Genomic DNA, 21,460 nt, shown 5'->3' with positions numbered 1-21,460 from the left:
ATTATTGCGGCTGGGCGGGCCGGCTTCGGGCGGTGGGCTACGAGCGTTGGCTTGCTCACGGTGGCTTCCCTCTTGCCTGCTGCCGCCGCGGCCCAGACAGCCCCGGCCCCCACTGGCGGCAACCCCATTATCAAAGCCAAGTACACGGCCGACCCCGCCGCGCTGGTGCACAACGGCACGGTGTACCTCTACGCCGGGCACGACGAGGCCCCGGCCCCGGAGCAGCGCTACGTAATGCACGAGTGGCTCTGCTACTCCTCCACCGACATGGTGACCTGGAAAGAGCATCCGTCGCCGCTCAACGTGAAGGCCTTTGCCTGGGCCAAGGACGACGCGTGGGCCTCGCAGGTGATAGCGCGCAACGGCAAGTTCTACTGGTATGCCGCCGTGGAGCACGGCAGCGTACCGGGCAAGGCCCTTGGCGTGGCCGTATCGGACAGTCCCACCGGACCGTTCAAGGACGCGCGGGGCTCGGCCCTGATTACCAACGCCATGACCGAAAGCAAAATCTCGTGGGACGACATCGACCCCACGGTATTCATCGACGGCAAGGGCCAGGCCTACCTGTACTGGGGCAATACGAACTGCTACTGGGCCAAGCTCAAGCCCAACATGACCGAGCTAGACGGCCCCATCAACAAGGTGACCAACCTGCCGGCCTACACCGAAGCGCCCTGGGTGCACCGCGCCAACGGTTGGTACTACCTGAGCTACGCCACCGGCTTCCCCGAAAAAATAGCCTACGCCATGAGCCGCAGCATCGAGGGCCCCTGGGAGTATAAGGGCCTCCTGAACGAGGTGGCCGGCAACTCCAACACCAACCATCAGTCCATCATCGACTTCAAGGGCCAGACCTACTTTGTGTACCACAACGGCGCCATCAACACCGACGGCGGCAGCTTCCGCCGCTCGGTGTGCATCGACTACCTGTATTACAATAAAGACGGCACCATGAAGCGCGTGGCCATGACCAGCGAAGGCGTGAAAGCAGTGAAATAGTGTTGCTGGAGTAAATCCAAACCCAGCCCGAAAGCCTGCTTGAAAATTATTTTTCCTGTAAAACTGAACGTCATGCTGAGCGCAGTCGAAACATCTCTACTGCAGTAGTAAATGAATTACTGCAACACGCGAGATGCTTCGACTGCGCTCAGCATGACGTTCCAAATGCTTTTTACTAACTCAAGCAGTTTCTAAGCTGATACAAGCGCGTTGAGTACTTTCCCACTGCATCGAAATGACAAACAAAAAGAGCGGGCCCGATTGGGCCCGCTCTTTTTGCGTGGGTGCGGAATCAGGAAGGCTAGCGCACCAGTACTTGGGTTTGCTGCACGCGGCCGCTTTGCTGGAGGCGCACGAGGTACAGGCCTGGGGACAACGGGTTGTTGTGCAGGGTGAGCGGGTTGCCACCGGCCCGTAAATCGGCCGCTTCCTGGTGCACCAGGCGGCCCATTACGTCCAGCACGTTAATCTCGGCTTTGCCGCTGTGCTGGGCTTCAATTAGCAGCGAGAGGGTTTGGCCCTGCGACAGGGGATTGGGGTAGGCTTGTAGCCAGAGCAGGACATCGGCCGCGTTCTTGGTAGACGATACGGCCGTGCGGGTCAGCTGCCAGCGCTGGGCGGGCTCGAAGCCGTTGTCTTCCCACAGGTTGACGCGGGCGCCGGGGACCGGGCTGCCAAAGCCGACCTCCAGCACCTGCGATATTCCCGCGGCATTGGCGGAGTTCTTGAGCGTGAATTTGTAGCGGCCGTTGTTGTTGGGGTCGGTTATGAGCCAGCGCTGGGCGTCGTCGTTGGTCGTGGCCAATACGTTTTGCTCGATTTGGGTGCCCTGGGCCTTGTTCAGGGCCACGCTTTGCACGTACATCACCGTGCCCAGGTGCCGCAGCTTATACGAGCCATCGGTCTGCAGAACGAACACGAAGCGCTGGGCATCGATGCCGTTGTCGCCCCACTGCCCGATGCTGGTGCCGGCGGTCGACAGGTTGTTGTCCACGTCCAGGCACAGGGGGGTGCCGGCCGGCACGCCGAATTGGGCGGCCGAACCGTCGGCCACCACCCCGTAGTGGGTGAGCTTGTATACGCCGCCGTTGGTGATGGCGCCCTGCGCCTGCGCCGAACCGGCAGCAAGTACCGAACCGGTAATGAGCGCGCCGAAGAGTAATGATTTTATCATGGTTGTTGGTGGGAATGGGTTATAAAAAGGTTCAGACACCAGCCGGCGAGCTGCTCGCTGCCCCCCAGGAATGTGGCTGAAGGTGGGCTCGACAAATGTAGCTGCCTGGCTTTATTTTCACAAACGATTGTGTGTCTAATTTTATATGTACGGGTGGTTGATAGCCAAGAGCGCCGCTGCTTTGGTCGGAAATGTTGTCTGTAACATCTTAGCCCAAAGTGAGGCAGGGACGAATGCGAATGTTTAACACTAGTATCGTGTTCATGCAATTAATATACTGCATATCAGTAGATAATAGATGAATCGCCGTTGTTCTGCCGGCCATGTACAGAGCCGTAAACTCCCCCTGGCGAGGCCAACACAATACTGGCTGCTTCACCGCCGGCTAGGGATGGGATTTCAAAAGCCCTTGAAAATTTCCAGCGCAACACTGCAGCGGAATACGAAATATTGTAACCAAATTGCACAATCGTTTATGTGCACTCCTTCGTTTATGAAACCATTGCTTTTGCTGGGAATGCTTCTGTGTTGCCTCACCGCTGTGGCACAGCCGGTGGTCCCCCTCATCCCGGCTCACGACCCGGTGCTGGCGCGACAGGACGGGGCGTACTACATGTTCTGCACGGGCCCGGGCATTGCGGTGTGGTCGTCGCGCGACCGGCAGCATTGGACGCGCGAAAAGCCCGTGTTTGCCACGGCGCCCGCGTGGGCCACACAGGCCGTGCCTGGGTTCCGCGACAACCACATTTGGGCCCCGGACATTTCGTATCACAACGGCACGTACTACCTGTTTTATTCGATTTCGGCATTCGGCAAAAACACCTCCTGCATCGGCCTGGCCACGAACAAAACCCTGAACCCGGCCTCGCCCGACTTTAACTGGACCGACCGCGGGCGGGTGGTGCAATCGGTGCCCGGCCGCGACCAGTGGAACGCCATCGACCCCAACCTGATGCGCGACGAAGCCGGCCAACCCTGGCTCACCTTTGGTTCGTTTTGGGGAGGCATCAAGCTGGTGCAGCTCCGGCCCGACCTCACCGCCCCGGCCCAACCCGAGCAGTGGCGCACGCTGGCCCGCCGCCCGCACGACCCCAAGTACGACGACGCGCAACCCGGTGACGACGCCATTGAAGCCCCGTTTCTCTTCCGCAAGGGCGATTACTACTACCTCTTCACGTCGTGGGACTACTGCTGCCGCGGGCCGCAAAGCACCTACAAGATGGTGGTGGGGCGCGCCAAAAGCATTACCGGCCCCTACCTCGACCGCACCGGCAAGCCCCTGGACCAGGGCGGTGGCACGCTGGTGCTGCAAGGCGATAAGAACTGGTTTGGGGTGGGCCACAATTCGGTTTACACCTTCGACAACGCCGATTACCTGGTGTTCCACGGCTACGATGCCGCCGACAAGGGCCGCTCCAAGCTGCGCATCGAGCCCCTGCGCTGGGACGCCGAAGGCTGGCCCGCGGTCAATTAACGCTTCACCATTTTTTTATTTGCATCTACACACAAACGATTGTGTAAAATGCCTTAATTTCCTTTTCGATGTCCGACCATTTTCCTTCTTTGCCTCAGCACAGCGTCAACACTATCCGACTGCTATCCGTCGACATGGTGCAGGCGGCCAACTCGGGCCACCCCGGCCTGCCGCTGGGCGCCGCGCCCATGGCGTACGTGCTGTTTTCGCGGTTTCTGCGCTTCAACCCGCAAGACCCCAAGTGGCCCAACCGCGACCGGTTTGTGCTGTCGGCGGGCCACGGCTCGGCGCTGCTCTACAGCCTGCTGCACCTCTATGGCTACGATTTGTCGCTCGATGACCTCAAGGCCTTTCGGCAGCTGCACTCGCGCACGCCCGGCCACCCCGAGTCGAACATCACGCCGGGCGTGGAGGTAACCACCGGCCCGCTGGGCCAGGGCTTCGCCAACGGCGTGGGCATGGCCATGGCCGAGGCGCACCTTGCGGCCGTGTACAACGAGCCCGGCCACGAGCTGATGGACCACTTCACCTACGCCATTGTGAGCGACGGCGACCTAATGGAGGGCATTGCGGCGGAGGCGGCTTCGCTGGCGGGCCACCTCAAGCTGGGCAAGCTCATTTACCTCTACGACGACAACGACATCTGCCTCGACGGGCCCACCAACCTCTCCTACACCGAGGACGCCTTGGCCCGCTTCGACGCCTACGGCTGGCACACCCAGCGCGTGACCGATGGCAACGACCTTGACGCCATTGAGGCCGCCATCCGGGCGGCCCAGGCCGAAACCGAGCGGCCGTCGCTGATTTCCATCAAGACCATTATTGGTTACGGCAGCCCGCAGGAAGGCACCAGCAAGGTGCATGGTTCGCCGCTGGGCGAAGCCAACCTGAAAGCCGCCAAGACCTTTTTTGGCTTCGACCCCGAAGCCAGTTTCATAGTACCCGAAGACGTGCGCACGCACCTGGCCGAGGCCGGGCAGCGCGGCGCGCGCCTTCAACACGAATGGCAGCACAAAACCGAGGCATTCCAGCAGAAATACCCAGAAAGGTGGGACTTGCTACGGGATTCGTTTGCGGGGGTGCTCCCCGCAGGCTGGGACGCCTCGCTGCCACTTTTCACGCCCGCCGACGGCGCCCTGGCTACCCGTCAGGCATCGGGCAAAGCGCTGAATGCACTCAAGCAAACCGTGCCCTACCTGTTTGGCGGCTCGGCCGATTTGGCCAGCTCGAACGAGATGCCCACCAGCGGCGCCGTGAGCTTCCAGCCCGGCAGCTACCAGCACAGCAACGTGTGGTTTGGGGTGCGCGAGCATGCCATGGGCGCGGCCCTCAACGGCATGGCCCATCACGGCGGCGTGCGGGCTTACGGCGGCACGTTTCTCACGTTTTCGGACTACATGCGCGGCGCCATTCGGCTGTCGGCGCTGGCCGAGTCGGCGGTGACGTTTGTGTTCACGCACGACAGCATCGGGCTGGGCGAGGACGGCCCCACGCACCAACCGGTGGAGCACGTGGCGGCCCTGCGCACCATCCCCAACGTGGTGGTGCTGCGCCCCGCCGATGCCAACGAAACCGTGGAAGCCTGGCGCGTGGCCCTGACCCTGCCCAAGTCGCCGGTGGTGCTCATCCTGTCGCGCCAGAAGCTGCCTGTGCTCGACCAGCAGCGGTACGGCTCGGCGCGCGAGGGCGTGGCCCGCGGGGCCTACGTGCTGAGCGAAGCAGCCGGCGGCACACCGGAGCTGCTGTTGCTGGCCACGGGCTCGGAGGTGGCGCTGGCCATGCAGGCGCAAGCCGAACTGGAAGCGCAGGGCGTGCCTACCTGCGTGGTCAGCATGCCTTCGTGGGAGTTATTCGAAAAGCAGCCGCTGGCCTACCGCCAGCAGGTGCTGCCGCCGGCGGTGCGCAAGCGCGTGGCCATTGAGGCCGGCTCGCCAATGGGCTGGCACAAGTACGCCACCGACGAAGGCACCGTCATTGCCATGAATCGCTTCGGCGAGTCGGGCCCCGGCGAAGCCGTGATGGAGCTGTTCGGCTTCTCGGTGGAGAATGTGGTGAAGCAGGCCCAATGGGTGCTGGCCGGCCAGCCCGCCGAGGAAGAAGCCAAAGAGGTACTCTCGTAGCCGAGGCTCAATGCCCGGCCGTGCGGCCCTGGCCTTATGCCGCGGCATCCATCCCGCTATTCCAAGAAAAAAGGCTGGCCGATGGCCAGCCTTTTTTGCAACCCGAACCCTGGCTTTGCCGCGCCGAAGGCGGCGCATTGGCATATAGCACCCCGCGGGGTGACTCCCAAGCCGGCTTTAATAACGGCAGGGGCAAGCTCAGAGGGCCGGCTCTACGCCGAGGTTGGTCATCACCACTTTTTGCATGGTGCTGTCGGCGTTGTAGCGCAGGTAGTCCACGCACACCGAACGGCGGAAATTGCCCCCGGTGGGCAGGGCGCCGTTGTGGTAGATGAAGTAAGACTTGCCCTTGAAGTCGATGATGGCCTGGTGGTTGGTTTCGGAATTGGTGGCCAGCTCGTTGAGCACGCCCTGGTACACCCAGGGGCCTTCGGGGCTGCGGCTCCGGGCGTAGGCTATTTTTTCGGGAAAGCCGCTGGCGTAGCTCAGGTAGTACCAGCTGCCGCGCTGGTGTATCCAGGGCGCCTCGGTGTAGGCCGGTAGCGGAATGGTGCGAATGGGCCCGTCCAGCTCCACCATGTTGGGCTTGAGCTTGGCGTAGTAGCAGGCCGTGTTGCCCCAGTAGAGGTAGGCCTGGCCGCTGCTGGCAATGAACACCGTGGGGTCGATGTCGTCGAAGAAGCTGTTCACGGCCGTGGTCATGTTGTTGGTGATGAGGGCCGTGCCCAAGGCATCCGTAAACGGGCCGGTGGGGCTGTTGGACACCGCCACGCCGATGGCTTTGCCGGGCACGGTGCGGTGGTCCACGGTGGCGTACCAGTAAAACTTGCCGTTGCGCGCTATCACCTGCGAGGCCCAGGCATCGGCGCGGGCCCAGGCAAAGGCGCCCACCCGCAGCGGCACCGGGTGCTCGGTCCAGTTCACCATGTCGGTGGAGGAGTAGCAGAGCCACTCGTTCATAACGTACTGGTTTTGCCCCGTGTCGGCCTCGTCGTGCCCGGCGTACACGTACACCGTGCCGTTGTGCACCAGCGCGGCGGGGTCGGCCGTGAATTTGCTGCTCACAATGGGGTTGCGAAATACCTGCGTTGGGCCGGGGTCAAAAGGGGCCGGTTTGTCTTTCGTACAGGCAGTGGCCAGGACCAGGGTGGCTACTAAAGCGGGTAGGTAAACTTTCATTGCACTGGGGATTATGTATCTGGCAGGCCGCTTCATGCTGCCCGCCCTGCTACGGTTCTTATTCGGCTATTAAGGGCTTTTTCTTAGGTTTCTACCCCGCCGCGGCCGGCTCTATTGAATGACAACTTTCGCTGAGTAGCTGCGCTGCGCGCCGGTCACCCGCAGCAGGTACAGTCCGGCCGGTACATCGGCCACCACCAGCACCTCGGCCTGCCCCGCGCTGCTGCCGCGGTACACCACCCGGCCCTGCACGTCGGCCAGCGTCATGGTGACCGGCCCGGTGGCCAGCTCCTCCGCCAGCTTCACCACGAAGCGGCCCTGCACCGCCGGGTTGGGAAGCACGCTGAAGGCGGCACCTTTGGAATCTTGCACGGCTAATGCGCGGCCGGCGGCGCCTGGGGCAATGGTCCATTGCTGGCAGGCGTTGGCCAGGTAGTCGTAGAGGGCCAGCTGCACGCCGGCGGTGGCCGAGCAGGCCGGTACTTCCACCACGCGGTTGCCGTTCACCGAGGCCAGCACGTAGGTGCCGTTGCTGGCCCGCTCTATTTTGAAGCGCTGGCTGGCGGCGCCGGTGTAGGTGTTCAGTTGCAGGCGGGCGCCATTGTTGGGGCTGCCGCCTACTACCTCGGCGGCCAGGCCGCTGCTCATGGCCGTGGTGATGCGGTACTCGCCGTTGCCGTCGGGCGTCAGGTTCCACTTCTGGCAGGTCAGGTTGGCGGCGGTGCCTTGCGCCACGCTTTCGTAGAGGGCGCCGGTGCAGCCCCAATCGTCCCAGCGCTTGCCGCTGCTGAGGTTGGTGAGCGTGTACTGGCCCGCGGCCAGCCAGTCGCGGGTGATGAAGGGCCAGCCGGCGCCGTCGTAGCCCATGTTGCCCACGCTGAGGCGGGCGCGGCCGTTCTGGGTGTTGTCGTAGTAGTGGTGGGAAAGGTAATTAGCGCCGTTTTCGATAAACAAGCCCACGTGGCCCGGCCCCACGTATTTGCCGCTGGTGGCAATGAGCGTGGTGCCGCCGTTCTGGTTCAGGTCGACGCCGTTTTTATCGAGGTACGGGCCCGTAACGCTCGTCGACCGCCCTACTTGGATGTAGTAGGTGCTGTTGGAGCCTTTGCAGCAGGCGCCTTTGTTGAGGAAAAGGTAGTAGTAGCTGCCGTTGCGCACAATGTAGGGCGCTTCGCTCCCGCTGCTGTTGCGCGTCACGCCGTCGGCGGCCACGTTGCCGGCCAGCCAGTAGAAGCTGGTGCCCGAGCGTTTGCCGGTGGTGGCGTCGAGCTTTATTAAGCCCAGCCCTTTGAAGAACGAGCCGTAGGTCATCCAGACGCCGCCGGCGGCGTCGGTGATGATGGCAGGGTCGATGGCGTTGCAGGCGCCATTGCTGCCGCTCGCCACCACTTCGCCCTGGTCAATCCATTGGTAGTTGGGATTGGCGGGGTCCAGGGTAACGTTGGTGGCCACGCCAATGGCCGACACGTTGGAGCCGAACGTGGAGCAGGAGTAGTACAGGTAGTACTTGCCGTTGCGGTACACGCACTCGGGGGCCCAGTACTCGCCGGTAAAGCCGGGCACGCGGTTCGCTATCCAGGCCGGCCGGAAACCATTGAACACCGACTGCGGGCCCGATTCCCACTTCACTAGGTCGTAGGAATACATGGCGTAGATGTCGGTGCCGGTAGTAAAAATCCAGTACTTGTTGCCATCCTTCACAATGGACGACGGGTCATGGCAATTGTCGTTGCCCTGCAGGGCCAGGGCAGGCCGGCTCAAGGTGCCAAGTAACAGCACTAATGCGGCCAGTCGCCACGCGCCGCCCAGCCGAGCGGGCAGCAAGCGCTTGAGCGCGGCATGAATAGAAGAGCCCGCAAGGGGCTGGTGGGCGGACGTAAAACTGCTTTTCATAGAAGTGGGAATTGGTGGTGAAAAGAGAAATTGTAACCAGAAAAAAAACCTACCGCCGTTGAGCGCCAGGCAAGCCACTCAGCAGCTATGCTAAGCGGAAAGCGTTAACCCTTTCATTCGGAGTGCAGGGGTTTTAACCATAAGTAAATCAGCGACTATATTCAACACAATCGTTTGTGTTGAATGCGAATAAGTGAGCCCTGCGTGTGCAGGGCTCGCTTATTTGGCTACCAGAACTTGGCGTACAGCGCCGTCAGCAACAGCATGGTGATGACAATGAGCGACAAGGTTTGCCGGCTCACCTTGAACATGCTGGAGTCAAGCTGAATGGCTTTGGGGTTGAGTACCGGGCCGGCCAGGCTTACCACTATCATCAGCACCATGGTGAAGACGAACGACAGGCCCATGCAAATCAGGAAGGGGATTTCGTATACGCCGGCCGAGTTGCGGAAGGCGGTGTACAAAAGGGTTTCGGGCCCCAGCACCGCGGGCGCATAGTTGTTGAAAAACACCGACATGGCAAAGCCCGCCAAGATGCCCACGATGCCCGCCGTAGCGGTGGTGCGCTTCCAGAACATGCCCAGCAGGAACACCGCCAGGATGCCGGGCGAAATGAAGCCCGTGTACTTCTGAATGAACTGGAAACCGCCCTCGCCGCCGATGCCGAGCAGGTCTTTCCACGTCATGGCCACGCTGAGCACCACGGCCGCCAGAATGGTGAGGCGGCCCACCCAAACCTGCTTCTTCTCCGAAGCGTCCTGGTTGAGGTAGCGCTTGTAGATGTCGAGGGTGAAGATGGTCGAAATCGAGTTGACCTTGCCGGCCAGCGAAGCCACAATAGCCGCCGTGAGCGCGGCCATGCTCAGGCCCTTCAGGCCGTTGGGCAGGAAGGTGAGAATGGCCGAGTAGGCGTTGTCGGAGTTGAAAGCGCCGGTGGAGGCCATCTCGGCCTGCAGGCTGCCGTTGCGGTAGAGCACGTAGGCGGCAATACCGGGCAGCATCACAATCACGGGCATCATCAGCTTGAGGATGCCGGCGAACAGGATGCCCGTGCGGGCCGTGTGCAGGTCGGCGCCCAGGGCGCGCTGGGTGATGTATTGGTTGCAGCCCCAGTAGTTCAGGTTCACAATCCACTGGCCGGCCAGGTACATGGCAATGCCGGGCAGGGCCAGGTACTTATCGACTTCCACCTGCGGCGTAGCGCCCGTAGGCTTGGAGAATATCATATGGAAGTGGTCGGGGGCCTTTTCCATCAGGGCGTTGAAACCAGAGAGGGCGCCGCCGCCCAGGCCAAACTTGGTGCTGACCAGCGTGAGGGCAATGTAGGTGGTCACCAGGCCGCCCACTACTAGCACCACCACCTGCACCACGTCGGTGTAGCCAACCACCTTCATACCCCCAATGGAGATGAGCAGCGAGAACAGGGCCAGCAGCACAATGATGACGTGGAAGGAGTCGCCGCCCACTAGGTTGCTCAAGGCCAGCGCGCCGAGGTACAGGATGGAAGTCAGGTTGACCAGTACGTACAGAAACAGCCAGAAAATGCTCATTATCAGGCTAAGCGTGGAGTTGTAGCGCTGCTCCAGAAACTGCGGCATCGTGAAGATTTTATTCTTCAGGTACACCGGCATAAAGAACACGGCCACGATGATGAGCACCACGGCCGCCACCCATTCGTAGGCAGCCACGGCCACCCCCACTTTGAAGCCGGACCCCGACATGCCAATGAACTGCTCGGCCGAGATGTTCGACGCAATCATGCTGGCGCCAATGGCCCACCACGTGAGCGAACCTTCGGCCAGGAAGTAGTCTTTGGTGCTCTGCTCGGCCTTCTTTTTACTTTGGTAGATGTAGAAGCCGTAGGCCGACACCCCAATCAGGTAAACGAAAAAGACCAGCAGGTCCAGCGTAGTAAGGTTATTCCGCATTGGGTGGGAGTGGGAATTTGATAGAGAAATCGGCTTGATGCGGGAGGTATATTTTAGACCCGAACGTCATGCTGAGCGCAGTCGAAGCATCTCCACTGCTTTGTCTGAGCCTTTGCAACGAAGCGGTAGAGATGCTTCGACTGCGCTCAGCATGACGTTCTTATTTCTAACCAGCCCTATGGTTGTTTCCTGCTAGCGGCCGCCAAACGCCACTTCGTCCGGCTGGCCGTTCTTATTGGGCACTTGCTGGTCCGTCACGGTGCCGCTGAGTTGCCTGCCGGTGCGCTACTGCACGCTGAGCTTCTGCGAATGCCAGCGGCCGCCCCGCTCCACTTGCACCAAGTAGATGCCGGGCTTCAGGCCGGCTTCCACGCTGAGCCTGGCTTGCTGAGCACCGAACACCTGACGGAAAACCACTTGGCCTGTCAGGTTGGACACCGCCACAGTTGTTGCTTCAGCCGCCTTGCCAGCCCCGAGGTCAACCGTGAAATGGCCTTGCACGGCCGGTACCGGGTAGATGCTCACGTCGCGCAATGGCTGGGCAGCCGCCGTGCCCAGCACCCCGTTCACGGTGAGGCGCCAGCGCTGGCAGAGGCAGCCGTTGTAGTTGAACAAAGCCAGCCGGGTGCCCGGCGCCGTGGAGGCCGAGGGAACTTCCACCACCCGGTTGCCGTTGGCCGAGGCAAACACTAGGGTGCCGTCGTTGGCCCGGTCGATGCGGAACAGGCGGCACGGGTTGTTGATGGAAGTAGCCAGTTCCAGCGCGGCGCCGTTGGCCGACGAGCAGCCGACCACGCCGGCCGCCATGCTGCTAACGGCGTTTTCGATGCGGTATTCGCCGTCGCCGGCCGATACCACGTCCCACTGCTGGCAGGGTTGGCCGGTGCGCGTGCCTTGCGTGATGGCCTCGCCCGCGGCGCCGGTGCAGCCCTGCGCCTGCCACACCAGGGAGCTGTTTTGGCTGGCAATTTCGTACCGGCCCGGGGTCACCCAGTCGCGGCTCACCACGGGCCAGTTGGCCGCGTCCCAGGTCAGCTTGGCCAGGCCCAGCTTGGGTGCGCCGTTGTCGTCGCCGTCGTAGTAGTGGTGCGAGAAATAGCTGACGCCGCCTTCTTCAAAGATGCCGGCGTGGCCGGGGCCCACGTAGCGGCCCGACACGTTGAGCACCACCGAGCCGCCGGTGTTGGTGTTCAGGTTCACGCCGTTCTGGTCCAGGAAAGGGCCGGTGGGCGACGTGGAGCGGCCCACCACAATGTAGTAGGTGCTGTTAAGGCCGTTGCAGCAGGCGCCGCGGTTCATGAACAGGTAGTAGAAGTTGCCGCGCTTGGTGAGGTAGGCGGCTTCGGTATTGCCGGCGCCCACCGCCACGGCCGTGCTGCCGGCCAGGGGCTTGCCGGTGGTTGCGTTCAACTGCTGCACCCGCAGGCCGCCGAAAAAGGAGCCGTAGCTGAGCCACACATCGCCGTTGGTGTCTTTGAAGATGGCCGGGTCGATGGCATTGGCGCTGCTGCCGGCGTTGGACGACACCACTTCGCCTTCGTCGACCCAATTGTAGCTGGGGTTGGCGGGGTCCAGGGTCACGTTGGTGGCCAGGCCAATGGCCGAAATCTTCGAGCCGAACGTGGAGCAGGAGTAGTACAGGTAGTACTTGCCGTTCATGAAAATGCACTCCGGCGCCCAGAAGTTGCCCTGGAAGCCCGGCACCTTGGTGTTAATCCAGCTCGGGTAGTTGTTGTTGACGAAAACCGGGCGCGGCCCGGCCGTCCAGTTCACCAAGTCGGTGGAATACATGCTGTAGACGCCCTGGCCGGTGGCGAAAATCCAGTATTTGTTGCCCTCTTTCACGATGGTGGAGGGGTCGTGCACACCCTGGGCGCCCTGCAGCGCCGAGGCCGGGCGCGCCAAGACAACCATTAAAAAAAGCAGGGCCACCCAGCGCAGCCATGAGCGGTGGCCCCGGGCCGGCGTAAGCGCCGGCAGGGCGGAGGATAGCAGGAAGAACATAGAAACGGGTGGGTTAAAATAGGTCAACGAAGAAAGAACAAGGCGGGCCGGCTACTCGCCGCTGGGCTTGGTGACGGCCGTGCCAACGGCCACGGGCGTGCCGAAGTTGGGCGTGTCGTCGGCATTCCAGGTAAACTTTTGCATGCGCGGGTTGCGCTTTTCCACGCAGCCCTCATTGGGATTGGAGTTGGCGTGGTAGATAATCCAGTCTTCGCTGCCATCCTTGGATTTGAAGAAGGCGTTGTGGCCGGTGGCGTAGGCCCGGTTGGCGGGGTTTTGGGAGAATACCGGCGTGGCCGCCTTCACCCACGAGGCCGGCAACATGGGGTCGGCAGTGCTGCTGGCCGTCATCATGCCCAGCACGTACTGGTCGGTGCCGCAAAAGCTGGCCGAGTACACCAAATGGGTTTTGTTGCCGCGCTTCAGGATTTCGGGGCCTTCGTTCACGCCGAAGCCGTTGAGTTCCCAGGCGTATTGCGGCCGCGACAGCTCCACCCGCGGCCCGGTCAGGGTCCAGGGGTTGCTCATTTGCGAGATGTAGAGGCGCTGCACGCCGTCGATGCCGTTGTGGCCCGACCAGATAAGGTAGCGGTTGCCGTTTTGCTCCAGCACCGTGCCGTCGATGGCCCAGTAGTCCTCACCGGCATTGAAGATACGGCCCTTGTCAACCCAACTCCCGGTGGTGGGGTCGGCCGAGGAGTTTTCGAGCACCCAGGTGCGCTGCAGGCCCAGGTTGGTGCCGGCGGGCCCGGCCGTGTAGTAGATGTACCACTTGCCGTCGAGGAAGTAGAGCTCCGGCGCCCACAGGTTGCCGGCGGCCGGGCTGTTGGCCGGCGGCGTCCAGACCACCTGGCTGGGCGTGGTGCCTAGGTCCGACATTTTGGGGGTTTTCCAGATGGCCAGCCGGTCGTTCAGCGTGTGCATGTAGTAGTAAAACCCGTCCTTCTGGTACACCCACGGGTCGGGGCCGGAGGGCAGCAGCGGGTTCACGAATGTGGGGCCCGAGTTGACGGTGGGCACCACCGGCACAAACGGCGCCGGCTTGGTTTTCTGGCAGGCCGCGCCCGGCAGCATCAGCAGCGACACCGCAAACGCGCGGGCCAGGGGTAGGAAATAACGCATCGGCAAAGGAAGGAAAGGTGAAGCGGAAAGGTCCACAGCCCAAACAACCGCCGCTCCGGTATTGCTCCGGAACAGCGGTTGTGCGGCTTTGTAGCTTAGTAACCGGGGTTTTGCACGATGCTGCGGTCGATGTCGATGTCGGTCTGCGGAATGGGCAGCAGCTTGGACTTGCCCAGCGTGAAGTTGTTGAAGTCGGAGTCGCGGAGTTTCAACTCGTCGATGCCGGCCTGGTTGTCGAGCAGGCCGTAGCGGTTGATGTCGTACCAACGCATGCCTTCGCCCGACAGTTCGGTGACCCGCTCGTGGCGAATCTGGGTGCGCATGGCCGTCTGCGAGAGGGATGTGGAAATGGGCGTCAGGTTCACGGAGGGGCGCTGGCGCACCTGGTTCACCAGGGCGGCGGCATCGGCGGGGCGGTTTTGCTCGTTCAGCGCCTCGGCTTGCATCAGCAGCACGTCGGCGTAGCGCAGCAGGCGGATGTTGATGCCGGAGAAGAAGTTTTCGGTGGGTTTGGTGCGGTCGTTCTGGTACTTGCGCCAGAAGTAGCGCGAGGGGTTCAGGTTGAGGCCGCCCACCCCAAAGGCCTGGCCGTACACCGTGGGCGTGCCCACGGCGCTGAACAGGGTCACATCCCGGCGCGGGTCCACCTGGTTGGTGGCGGTGCGGTCCGTGAACTCGTCGAATATCCAGCGGCGGGCTTCCACGTCGGTGTAGCCAATGCCGGGAGGCGCAAAAAACTGGGCCCGCTCGTTGCCTTCACCGGCCCCGGCAAAGTCCTGCCCGCCCACGATGGAGGCATCCGAAAACTGGACTTCGAACAGCGACTCGCTGTTGTTCTCGTTGGCCATGGTGAAGTTATCGACGTAGTTCGGCACCAGTGAGTACTGGCCCGAGCTGATGACTTCGGTAAACTGGGCCGAGGCCTCAGCCCAGAGGCGCTGCTGCATGTACACGCGGCCCAGCAGGCCGGCGGCGGCGCCGCGCGTGGCGCGGCCCTTGTTGGCGGCGTCGTAGGTCAGGGGCAGGTCGGGCTTGGCGGCCAGCAGGTCCTTGATTACCTGCTCCTGCACTGATTGCACCGTGCCCTGGGGCACGCGGGTTGAGGCGTCGGCGTTCACCAGGTTCAGCGGCACGTTGCCGAAGGTCATCGACATATCGTAGTAGCACAGACCGCGCACAAAGCGCGCTTCGGCCACCAGGCGCTTCTTCAGGTTGTCGTCCATCGGGATGCCAGGCACCCGGTCAATAATTTGATTGCACCGGAAGATGGTCCGGTAGAAGTCAATCCACATGAAGAGCGAATACTCGAACGTGGTGTTGGCCTGGATGAAGCGGGTGTACTGGGCCAGCTCCACGTAGGGGCTTTGGCTGAAGGCTTCGTCGGAGCGGGGCACGGTGGCGAAGTGCCAGCGCTGGCTGTAGGTGCCGATGTACTGCAGGCCCGAGTACATGGCCGTGACCGAGCGCACGGCGTCGTCCTGGGTTTTCCAGAACTGGCCGGTGCTGGGCTCGTTGGGGTTCACTTTGTCCAGCAGGTCGTTCTTGCAGCCGGCGGTGCTCAGCAGCATCGCCCCGGCCAGCAGGAAGGTGGAAATTTTATAGCGTTTCATGGGAAGAAAGCAAAAGGATGGGAAAGAGGCCGCCGGCCCTGGGGGCCACGGCGTCATTTGCTATTAGAAATTGACTTGCAGGCCCGCGGTGTAAGACCGGATGTTCGGGTAGCTGCCATCGTCGACGCCGCGACCAAACACGCCAATGCCCGGCGTTTCGGGGTCGTAGCCCGTGTATTTCGTCAGGGTGAAGACGTTGCGGCCGGTGACGTACACGCGCACGCTGCCCAGGCCGGGTACGCGGTTGCTCAGCGAAGCCGGCAGGGTGTAGCCCAGCTGAATGTTGCGCAGGCGCAGGTAGCTGCCGTCTTCCACCCAGCGGGTGGTTTGGCGCAGGGTATTCATGCCGTTGCTGCCGCCGTTCACGAGGCGGGGCGTGGTGGTCGAGCGGTTCTGCTCGGTCCAGGGCTCCACGTCGCGGCGGAAGTTGGTTTGGCCGTCGAGCTGGTCGAGCGAGGCGCGGGTGGAGTTGAACACGTCGTTGCCGGTCACGCCCTGGAAGAACACGCTGAGGTCGAAGCCCTTGTAGCCAGCATTCAGGTTCAGGCCAAACTGCAGCTTGGGGAAGGGGTTGCCCACAAACTTGCGGTCCTTGTCGGTATTGATGGTGCCGTCGCCGTCCACGTCTTCGTACTTCACGTCGCCGGGCTTGGCGTTGGGCTGAATGACCGTGCCGTTGGCGCTCTTGTAGTTGTTGATTTCGTCCTGCGTCTGGAAGATGCCCACCATCTGCATCAGGTAGAGGCGGCTGATGGGCTGGCCCACGGTGGTACGCGTCAGGTTGATGGCCCCGGGAATGTTGGGCTGCAGCTCCGACAGCGCCAGCACCTCGTTCTTGATGGTCGTCAGCGCGAGGTCGGCGCCGTAGGTGAAGGCCTTGCGGTTGTCGTGGTAGCCCAGGCCCAACTCAAAGCCCTGGTTCCGGATTTTGCCCAGATTGGTGAACGGCGCGGCGTTGAACGAGCCGATGTATGTGGGCAGCGGCGGGTTCACCAGCGCATCTTCCGTGGTCGACACGTAGTAGTCGGCCGACAGCGTCAGGCGGTTATCCAGCAAGCCCAGGTCGAGGCCCGCGTCGGAGGTGTAGCGCGACTCCCAGTGCAGGTTCTTGCTTTCCAAGCCAATCTGGATGGCGCCGTTGGTGATGACCTGGCCGCTACCCAGCACGTAGTTCACGTTTTGGTTCACAGAGGTTTGGTAGAGGTAGGAGCCCGGCACGTTGTCGTTGCCGTTCACGCCGTAGCTGGCGCGCAGCTTCAGGTTGCTCACAAAGGGCACCGCGCTCTTGAAAAACTCTTCCTCGCTCACGCGCCAGCCCACCGAGGCCGCGCCGAAGTTGCCGTACTGCCGGCTGGGGTCGAAGCGCGACGAACCGTCGCGCCGGAAGCTGGCCGTCACCAGGTAGCGGTTTTTGTAGTCGTAGTTCAACTGGCTGAAGTACGAGCGTTTGGCCCATTCGTCGATGAAGCCGCCCACGGTGGGCGCCGTGCTGGTGCCCGCGTTCAGGATGGGGTAGTACTGGGGCAGGGCGTTGAAGCCCGTGGTACGGGCCGTGGCGTTGTTGAAGTTGTAGGTCTGCTCCGAGTAGCCCACCAGGGCATTCACGCTGTGGTCGCCGAAACGCTTGTTGAAATTCAGGGTGTTTTCCACCAGCAGCGTGCGCTGGGTGCCCCGCCCTTCAAACAGGTAAGTTTCGCCGGTGTCGGGATTGCCCAGGCGAATGCGGCCTTCTTTGCGGAAGTCCTTGTCCGCAAACAGGTGCATCTCCAGGCCCAGGTTCAGGCGGTACGACAGGTAGTCGGTGAAGGAAAACTCGCCGTTGGCGCTGGCCTGCAGCCGCTCGTTGGTTTGGGTGTTGTTGCGGATTTCCTGCGCCGCCACCGGGTTCACCGAGTAGTTGAACAGGGCCGCGGTGCCGTAGCCGTAGCCGCTGGTGGTGGCCGGGTTGCGCACCGGAATGCCCGGCAGCATGGTCAGCACATCCACGAAGGCAATGTCGTTCAGTAAGCGCGTGTTGATGTGCGTGAGTAGGGCGCTCTGGCCCACTTTCAGGCGGCCCCGCGTCAGGCCCGAGTTCAGGCGCACGCTGTAGCGCTCAAAAGAGGGGCCCTTCACTACGCCCTGCTGGTTGAAGTAGCCGCCCGAAATCAGGAAGTTGCCGGCATTTTTACCTTCGCGGCTGCCGCCCGAGAAGGTCAGGTTGTAGTCCTCAATTTTGCCGGTCTGGAAAAACTCTTTTTGCCAGTCCGTGTCGACGGCGTTGGTAAACGTGCCACCGGCCTTATTGGCCCCGGCCAGCGGCGGCAGGCCCGCGTTGGCGTAAGCTACGGCGCTGCGGTCGGCCCACTCGCTGTGGTTGGTCAGGTCGTACTGCTTATAAATGCTTTCCACACCGGTGTAGCCGTTGAAGCTCACCTTGGGCGCTCCAGAGGCCCCGCGCTTGGTCGTCACCACGATAACGCCGTTGGCCCCGCGCGAGCCGTACACCGCCGTCGACGACGCGTCTTTCAGCACCGTCACCGACTCGATGTCGTTCGGGCTAACGTCGCGAATGTTGTCGGTCCATAGCCCGTCGATAACGTACAGCGGGTTGCTGCCGTTGGAAAAGCTGCCGATGCCGCGAATCACAATGTTGGGCACGGCGCCGGGGGCGCCCGAGCCTTCTACCTGCACGCCCGGTGTGCGCCCCTGAATGGATTGGGCCAGCGTGGGCACGGGTGCTTTGTTGGCCTCCTGCACGTTGAGGCTGCTCACGGCGCTGGTCACGTTCTGGCGGTCTTGTGCCAGGTAGCCCACCACCACCACCTCCGACAGGCCCTGCGCACTCACGGCTAGCTGGGTGTCGATGGTGCTGCGGCCGCCCACCGCTATTTCCTGGGAGGTATAGCCGACGAAGGAAAACACCAGCGTGGCATTGGCGGGTGCTACAAGACTGTAGCGCCCGTCGACGTCGGTTTGGGTGCCGTTGCTGGTGCCTTTCACCAGCACGGTCACGCCCGGGATGCCGGCGCCTTTTTCATCGGTGATGCGGCCGGTTACCGGCCCGTCGACTACTTGCCACGCCGGCGAAAGGACGGGCGCCGCAGTCGCAATCGTGGCCTGGCCCGTGCCGGGCAGCAACAGCAAGCCGCCAAGCAAAGCGGGTAGCGCAAGCCCCGGCGTTTTGGGTACTGACTTTTTCATAAGGAGTAAGGGTTTAGGTGGGAATCGCACAATCGTTTGTGTAAAGATGGTAAAAAAAATTTTTATTCAGCAAACCTATCAGGGAATATTATTAAGGCAAATCCTCAACTTCCCAAAACAACACACAATCGTTTGTGCCAAATTCATTGCAGAATAAAAGATAGCACCCGTTTTGCTCTTGTCCCCTCACCGGGCGCCCTTACTGTTTGGCTAATTTGAGAGCTTTCTTTTGAGCGGCCGGCCTATGTTTTCTACCACGGCTTCTACTCCGCCAGTGCGGCAGCGGCCGGTTAGACCTCTTTCGGCGGTATGCGAGTGGATTAGCAAACCGCGGGTAATTTTATTCCATGAGTGCAGCCACTATCGGTTCCACCGTTGTTTGCATCACGGGTGCGGTCGTCACGTCCGCGATTTGGGACGACTGGAAGGCGTTCTTTGAGCAGCACGGTTAACACTGGCTACGCACCTGCCTGGCCCCACAAGAGGTGCAGCGTTGGCTGACCACTCTGTCGTAAGTCTAGCTGTGGCTCCGGTCATGCGCAGCGCTCGCATCCCCGGACAGGTAGCAAAGTCGCCACACTGTAACCCTGAAAGACGTTCACAAAAACGGTGGTGGATGTTGCAGAAGTCGTGTTCGTAGCAGGAAGATGCAAGGCAAGAAGGAGTTTCTCGACAAAGAGGTGACCCGCTTTCGGCTAAGTGAGCGGGTGCCGCCCCATAACCTGTACCGGCGGCTGGCCGAATTGGTCGATTGGACGTTTCTCTACGACGAGACCCAGGCGCTCTATAGCCACACGGGCCAGTCCTCGCTCAACCCCGTGGTGTTCTTCAAGCTCGTGCTGGTAGGCCGGCTGGAAAACCTGGTCAGCGACCGCCGCCTGGTCGAGCACTGCGCCCTGCGCCTCGACATTCTCTACTTCCTGGGCTACGAAGTGGACGAGGAATTGCCCTGGCACTCGACCATTGGCCGCACCCGCCAGCTCTTGCCGGCCGCGGTGTTTGAGCACCTGTTTGACCACGTCTTCGCCCAGTGCGTGGCCCGGGGCTTAGTGGCCGGCGACACGCAGGCCGTCGACTCGGCCCCGGTCAAGGCCAACGCGGCGCTGGAAGCCGTGCGCGAAAAGCAGGCCGCCGAGGCGCCGGGCCCGCACGTGGCCGGCCGCGAGGCCCCGCCGGCAGCGCCCGCTGCCTCCCTGCTCAGCGCCACGTCCCACCAGCTGCGCAACTTGGCCACGTCCCAGGCGCGGCGGCAGGGCGCGCAGATCGACGCGCTGGGCGCGCGGCACGAACAGGCGCGGCTGCTCAGCAACAAGACGCACTACAGTCTGACCGACCCCGACGCGCGCATCTCCGTCAAGCCCGGCAAAGCGCGGACGCTGAACTACCTCTGCAGTCTGGCCGTCGACACGGCAAAAGGCGTCATTAGCCACGTGCAGGCCGATTTCGCCGATACGCGCGACAGCCTGCACCTGCCCCGCTTGCTCACCGGCTTGCAGCGGCGCTTGCGCGCCAACGAGCTGCCCCTGCGCGAACTGCTGGCCGACGCCGGCTACGCAAACGGCCCGAACTACGCCTTGCTCGAAGCCCAGCAAATAACGGCCTGGATTCCCGTCTTCGGCCAGTACAAGCCCGAAATCGATGGCTTTGCCTACGACCGCGCCACCGACGCCTTTACTTGCCCCGAAGGCCAGGCGCGGCCCTTTCAGAAGTACGACACGAACCAGGACGGGTCCTGGCACAAGATTTACTGGGCGCCCTGCCGCACGTGCCAGCAGTGCCCGCGCAAGCCGCTGTGCGCCCCACGCGCCAAGCGCAAGCAAATCAACCGCACGATTTACGACGCGGCCTACCGCCGGGCGTGGCAGCGGCATCAAAGCCGGCGGGGGCAACGCAAACGCCGGGTCCGCCAAGGTACCGTCGAGCCCGTGTTCGGCAACTTAATTCACCACTACGGCTTGCGCCGACTCAACGTGCGGGGCCATGCGGGCGCCCACAAAACCATGCTGCTTGCCGCCATCGCCTTCAATCTCAAAAAGCTGCTCGAGCACCGCCTCAACCGGCAAGTGAGCCTGGCCGTGGCCTTGCCACAGCCCCTGTTAGCGGCCAATCGGCGCGCTGGGCGGCAAAGCCGACGCATCGAGGCGACAACCCGGGCACTCGCCAAGCCGCTAATGAGAAAGTGAACCACCTAACCCGACTTCTGCAACAGCCACGGTCACTTGACTGAAAGCAGGCACGTTCACTTGATTTCCAAATCCGCTGCACGTTTGGCCCCGTGCTTGCGGAGCTGCTCTTCGCTTTCTGCGCTCACCACTGCGTGGTTGCGCCTATACGCTTCGTTTACCTCCTTTCAGCTGGTGTGGTCGGCATTTCACAACTGTTGCACATTACCAGGATGATTATTAGATTATCGAGTGTCGACAAATCCGGGCTAATAGGACAGTAGCTGGAGTCCCCAAGGGTTGATTCCTTACACGCGTAATATTTGCCTGGATTTGCCGACATGTATTCCGGTCGGTATGATACCCCGCTAGTGGGATACTACCACACTATGTAAAAAGGAGGTCGGTTGGTGCTGCGTGTAGACCACGACCCACAGAGTCCAGTGGACGATGAGCTTGCCAGGAGAAAGCGCAGAGTGGTCGACAAGGATGCACATGCGAAGCAATTAAAAAGCTACCGCGCGCTTTGCTTTGTAGAACGCTTCGCAATTCCATTCAGCTACCCGGTAACGAGGTCGAGCCAAAGTACCATGATTTGAGGCATTGATGCGG

At 62.0% G+C, this 21,460-nt stretch carries 12 protein-coding genes; 4 read left to right on the top strand and 8 right to left on the bottom strand.

What is annotated here, in order from left to right:
• Positions 1-72: 72 nt before the first annotated feature.
• Positions 73-999, top strand: coding sequence for a glycoside hydrolase family 43 protein (locus MTP16_RS14590; RefSeq protein WP_243510759.1), 927 nt, complete (start codon positions 73-75; stop codon positions 997-999).
• Between the two features lie 301 nt (positions 1,000-1,300).
• On the opposite strand, the gene MTP16_RS14585 is transcribed toward MTP16_RS14590, so the two are convergent.
• Positions 1,301-2,173, bottom strand: a complete 873-nt coding sequence (locus tag MTP16_RS14585) for an RICIN domain-containing protein (protein ID WP_243510754.1) — start codon at positions 2,171-2,173, stop codon at positions 1,301-1,303.
• A gap of 493 nt (positions 2,174-2,666) precedes the next feature.
• On the opposite strand from MTP16_RS14585, the gene MTP16_RS14580 reads away from it, so the two are divergent.
• Positions 2,667-3,647 carry an arabinan endo-1,5-alpha-L-arabinosidase gene (locus MTP16_RS14580; RefSeq protein WP_243510751.1) on the top strand — a complete coding sequence of 327 codons (981 nt, stop codon included), beginning with the start codon at positions 2,667-2,669 and terminating at the stop codon, positions 3,645-3,647.
• Positions 3,648-3,715: 68 nt separating this feature from the next.
• Positions 3,716-5,767, top strand: a complete 2,052-nt coding sequence (tkt, locus tag MTP16_RS14575) for a transketolase (RefSeq protein ID WP_243510748.1) — start codon at positions 3,716-3,718, stop codon at positions 5,765-5,767.
• A 198-nt stretch (positions 5,768-5,965) separates the two neighbouring features.
• Here tkt and MTP16_RS14570 read toward each other — a convergent pair whose 3' ends face one another.
• The 7 genes from MTP16_RS14570 to MTP16_RS14540 form a co-directional block, all read right to left on the bottom strand.
• Positions 5,966-6,946, bottom strand: a complete 981-nt coding sequence (locus MTP16_RS14570; RefSeq protein WP_243510744.1) for a glycoside hydrolase family 43 protein — start codon at positions 6,944-6,946, stop codon at positions 5,966-5,968.
• A gap of 111 nt (positions 6,947-7,057) precedes the next feature.
• Complete coding sequence (locus MTP16_RS14565; RefSeq protein ID WP_243510741.1) at positions 7,058-8,839, bottom strand: RICIN domain-containing protein; 1,782 nt, start codon at positions 8,837-8,839, stop codon at positions 7,058-7,060.
• A 227-nt stretch (positions 8,840-9,066) separates the two neighbouring features.
• Positions 9,067-10,767: a sodium:solute symporter family transporter gene (locus MTP16_RS14560; RefSeq protein ID WP_243510728.1), complete on the bottom strand. Its 1,701-nt coding sequence runs from the start codon at positions 10,765-10,767 to the stop codon at positions 9,067-9,069.
• Between the two features lie 285 nt (positions 10,768-11,052).
• Positions 11,053-12,771 carry a family 43 glycosylhydrolase gene (locus MTP16_RS14555; RefSeq protein WP_243510726.1) on the bottom strand — a complete coding sequence of 573 codons (1,719 nt, stop codon included), beginning with the start codon at positions 12,769-12,771 and terminating at the stop codon, positions 11,053-11,055.
• Between the two features lie 51 nt (positions 12,772-12,822).
• Positions 12,823-13,893, bottom strand: coding sequence for a glycoside hydrolase family 43 protein (locus tag MTP16_RS14550; protein ID WP_243510724.1), 1,071 nt, complete (start codon positions 13,891-13,893; stop codon positions 12,823-12,825).
• Between the two features lie 95 nt (positions 13,894-13,988).
• Positions 13,989-15,503 (bottom strand): RagB/SusD family nutrient uptake outer membrane protein, encoded by a 1,515-nt coding sequence (locus MTP16_RS14545; RefSeq protein ID WP_243510722.1) that lies wholly within the window; start codon positions 15,501-15,503, stop codon positions 13,989-13,991.
• A 63-nt stretch (positions 15,504-15,566) separates the two neighbouring features.
• On the bottom strand, positions 15,567-18,686 hold the full coding sequence (locus tag MTP16_RS14540) for a SusC/RagA family TonB-linked outer membrane protein (RefSeq protein ID WP_243510720.1): 3,120 nt from the start codon (positions 18,684-18,686) through the stop codon (positions 15,567-15,569).
• A gap of 647 nt (positions 18,687-19,333) precedes the next feature.
• Here MTP16_RS14540 and MTP16_RS14535 point away from each other — a divergent pair.
• Positions 19,334-20,869 carry an IS1182 family transposase gene (locus MTP16_RS14535; protein ID WP_243510710.1) on the top strand — a complete coding sequence of 512 codons (1,536 nt, stop codon included), beginning with the start codon at positions 19,334-19,336 and terminating at the stop codon, positions 20,867-20,869.
• Positions 20,870-21,460 lie beyond the last annotated feature (591 nt).

The sequence above is a fragment of the Hymenobacter monticola genome, assembly GCF_022811645.1.
Classification (GTDB): Bacteria; Bacteroidota; Bacteroidia; order Cytophagales; family Hymenobacteraceae; genus Hymenobacter; species Hymenobacter monticola.
The sequence above is the reverse complement of the archived record's forward strand: the minus strand, read 5'-3'. Positions and strand labels throughout refer to the sequence as shown.

What these genes read in the sequence shown, in the direction of transcription:
- MTP16_RS14585 (WP_243510754.1), bottom strand. Translation starts at nt 2,173, where the DNA reads ATGATAAAATCATTACTCTTCGGCGCGCTCATTACCGGTTCGGTACTT.
- MTP16_RS14580 (WP_243510751.1), top strand. Translation starts at nt 2,667, where the DNA reads ATGAAACCATTGCTTTTGCTGGGAATGCTTCTGTGTTGCCTCACCGCT.
- tkt (WP_243510748.1), top strand. Translation starts at nt 3,716, where the DNA reads ATGTCCGACCATTTTCCTTCTTTGCCTCAGCACAGCGTCAACACTATC.
- MTP16_RS14570 (WP_243510744.1), bottom strand. Translation starts at nt 6,946, where the DNA reads ATGAAAGTTTACCTACCCGCTTTAGTAGCCACCCTGGTCCTGGCCACT.
- MTP16_RS14565 (WP_243510741.1), bottom strand. Translation starts at nt 8,839, where the DNA reads ATGAAAAGCAGTTTTACGTCCGCCCACCAGCCCCTTGCGGGCTCTTCT.
- MTP16_RS14560 (WP_243510728.1), bottom strand. Translation starts at nt 10,767, where the DNA reads ATGCGGAATAACCTTACTACGCTGGACCTGCTGGTCTTTTTCGTTTAC.
- MTP16_RS14555 (WP_243510726.1), bottom strand. Translation starts at nt 12,771, where the DNA reads ATGTTCTTCCTGCTATCCTCCGCCCTGCCGGCGCTTACGCCGGCCCGG.
- MTP16_RS14550 (WP_243510724.1), bottom strand. Translation starts at nt 13,893, where the DNA reads ATGCGTTATTTCCTACCCCTGGCCCGCGCGTTTGCGGTGTCGCTGCTG.
- MTP16_RS14545 (WP_243510722.1), bottom strand. Translation starts at nt 15,503, where the DNA reads ATGAAACGCTATAAAATTTCCACCTTCCTGCTGGCCGGGGCGATGCTG.
- MTP16_RS14540 (WP_243510720.1), bottom strand. Translation starts at nt 18,686, where the DNA reads ATGAAAAAGTCAGTACCCAAAACGCCGGGGCTTGCGCTACCCGCTTTG.
- MTP16_RS14535 (WP_243510710.1), top strand. Translation starts at nt 19,334, where the DNA reads ATGCAAGGCAAGAAGGAGTTTCTCGACAAAGAGGTGACCCGCTTTCGG.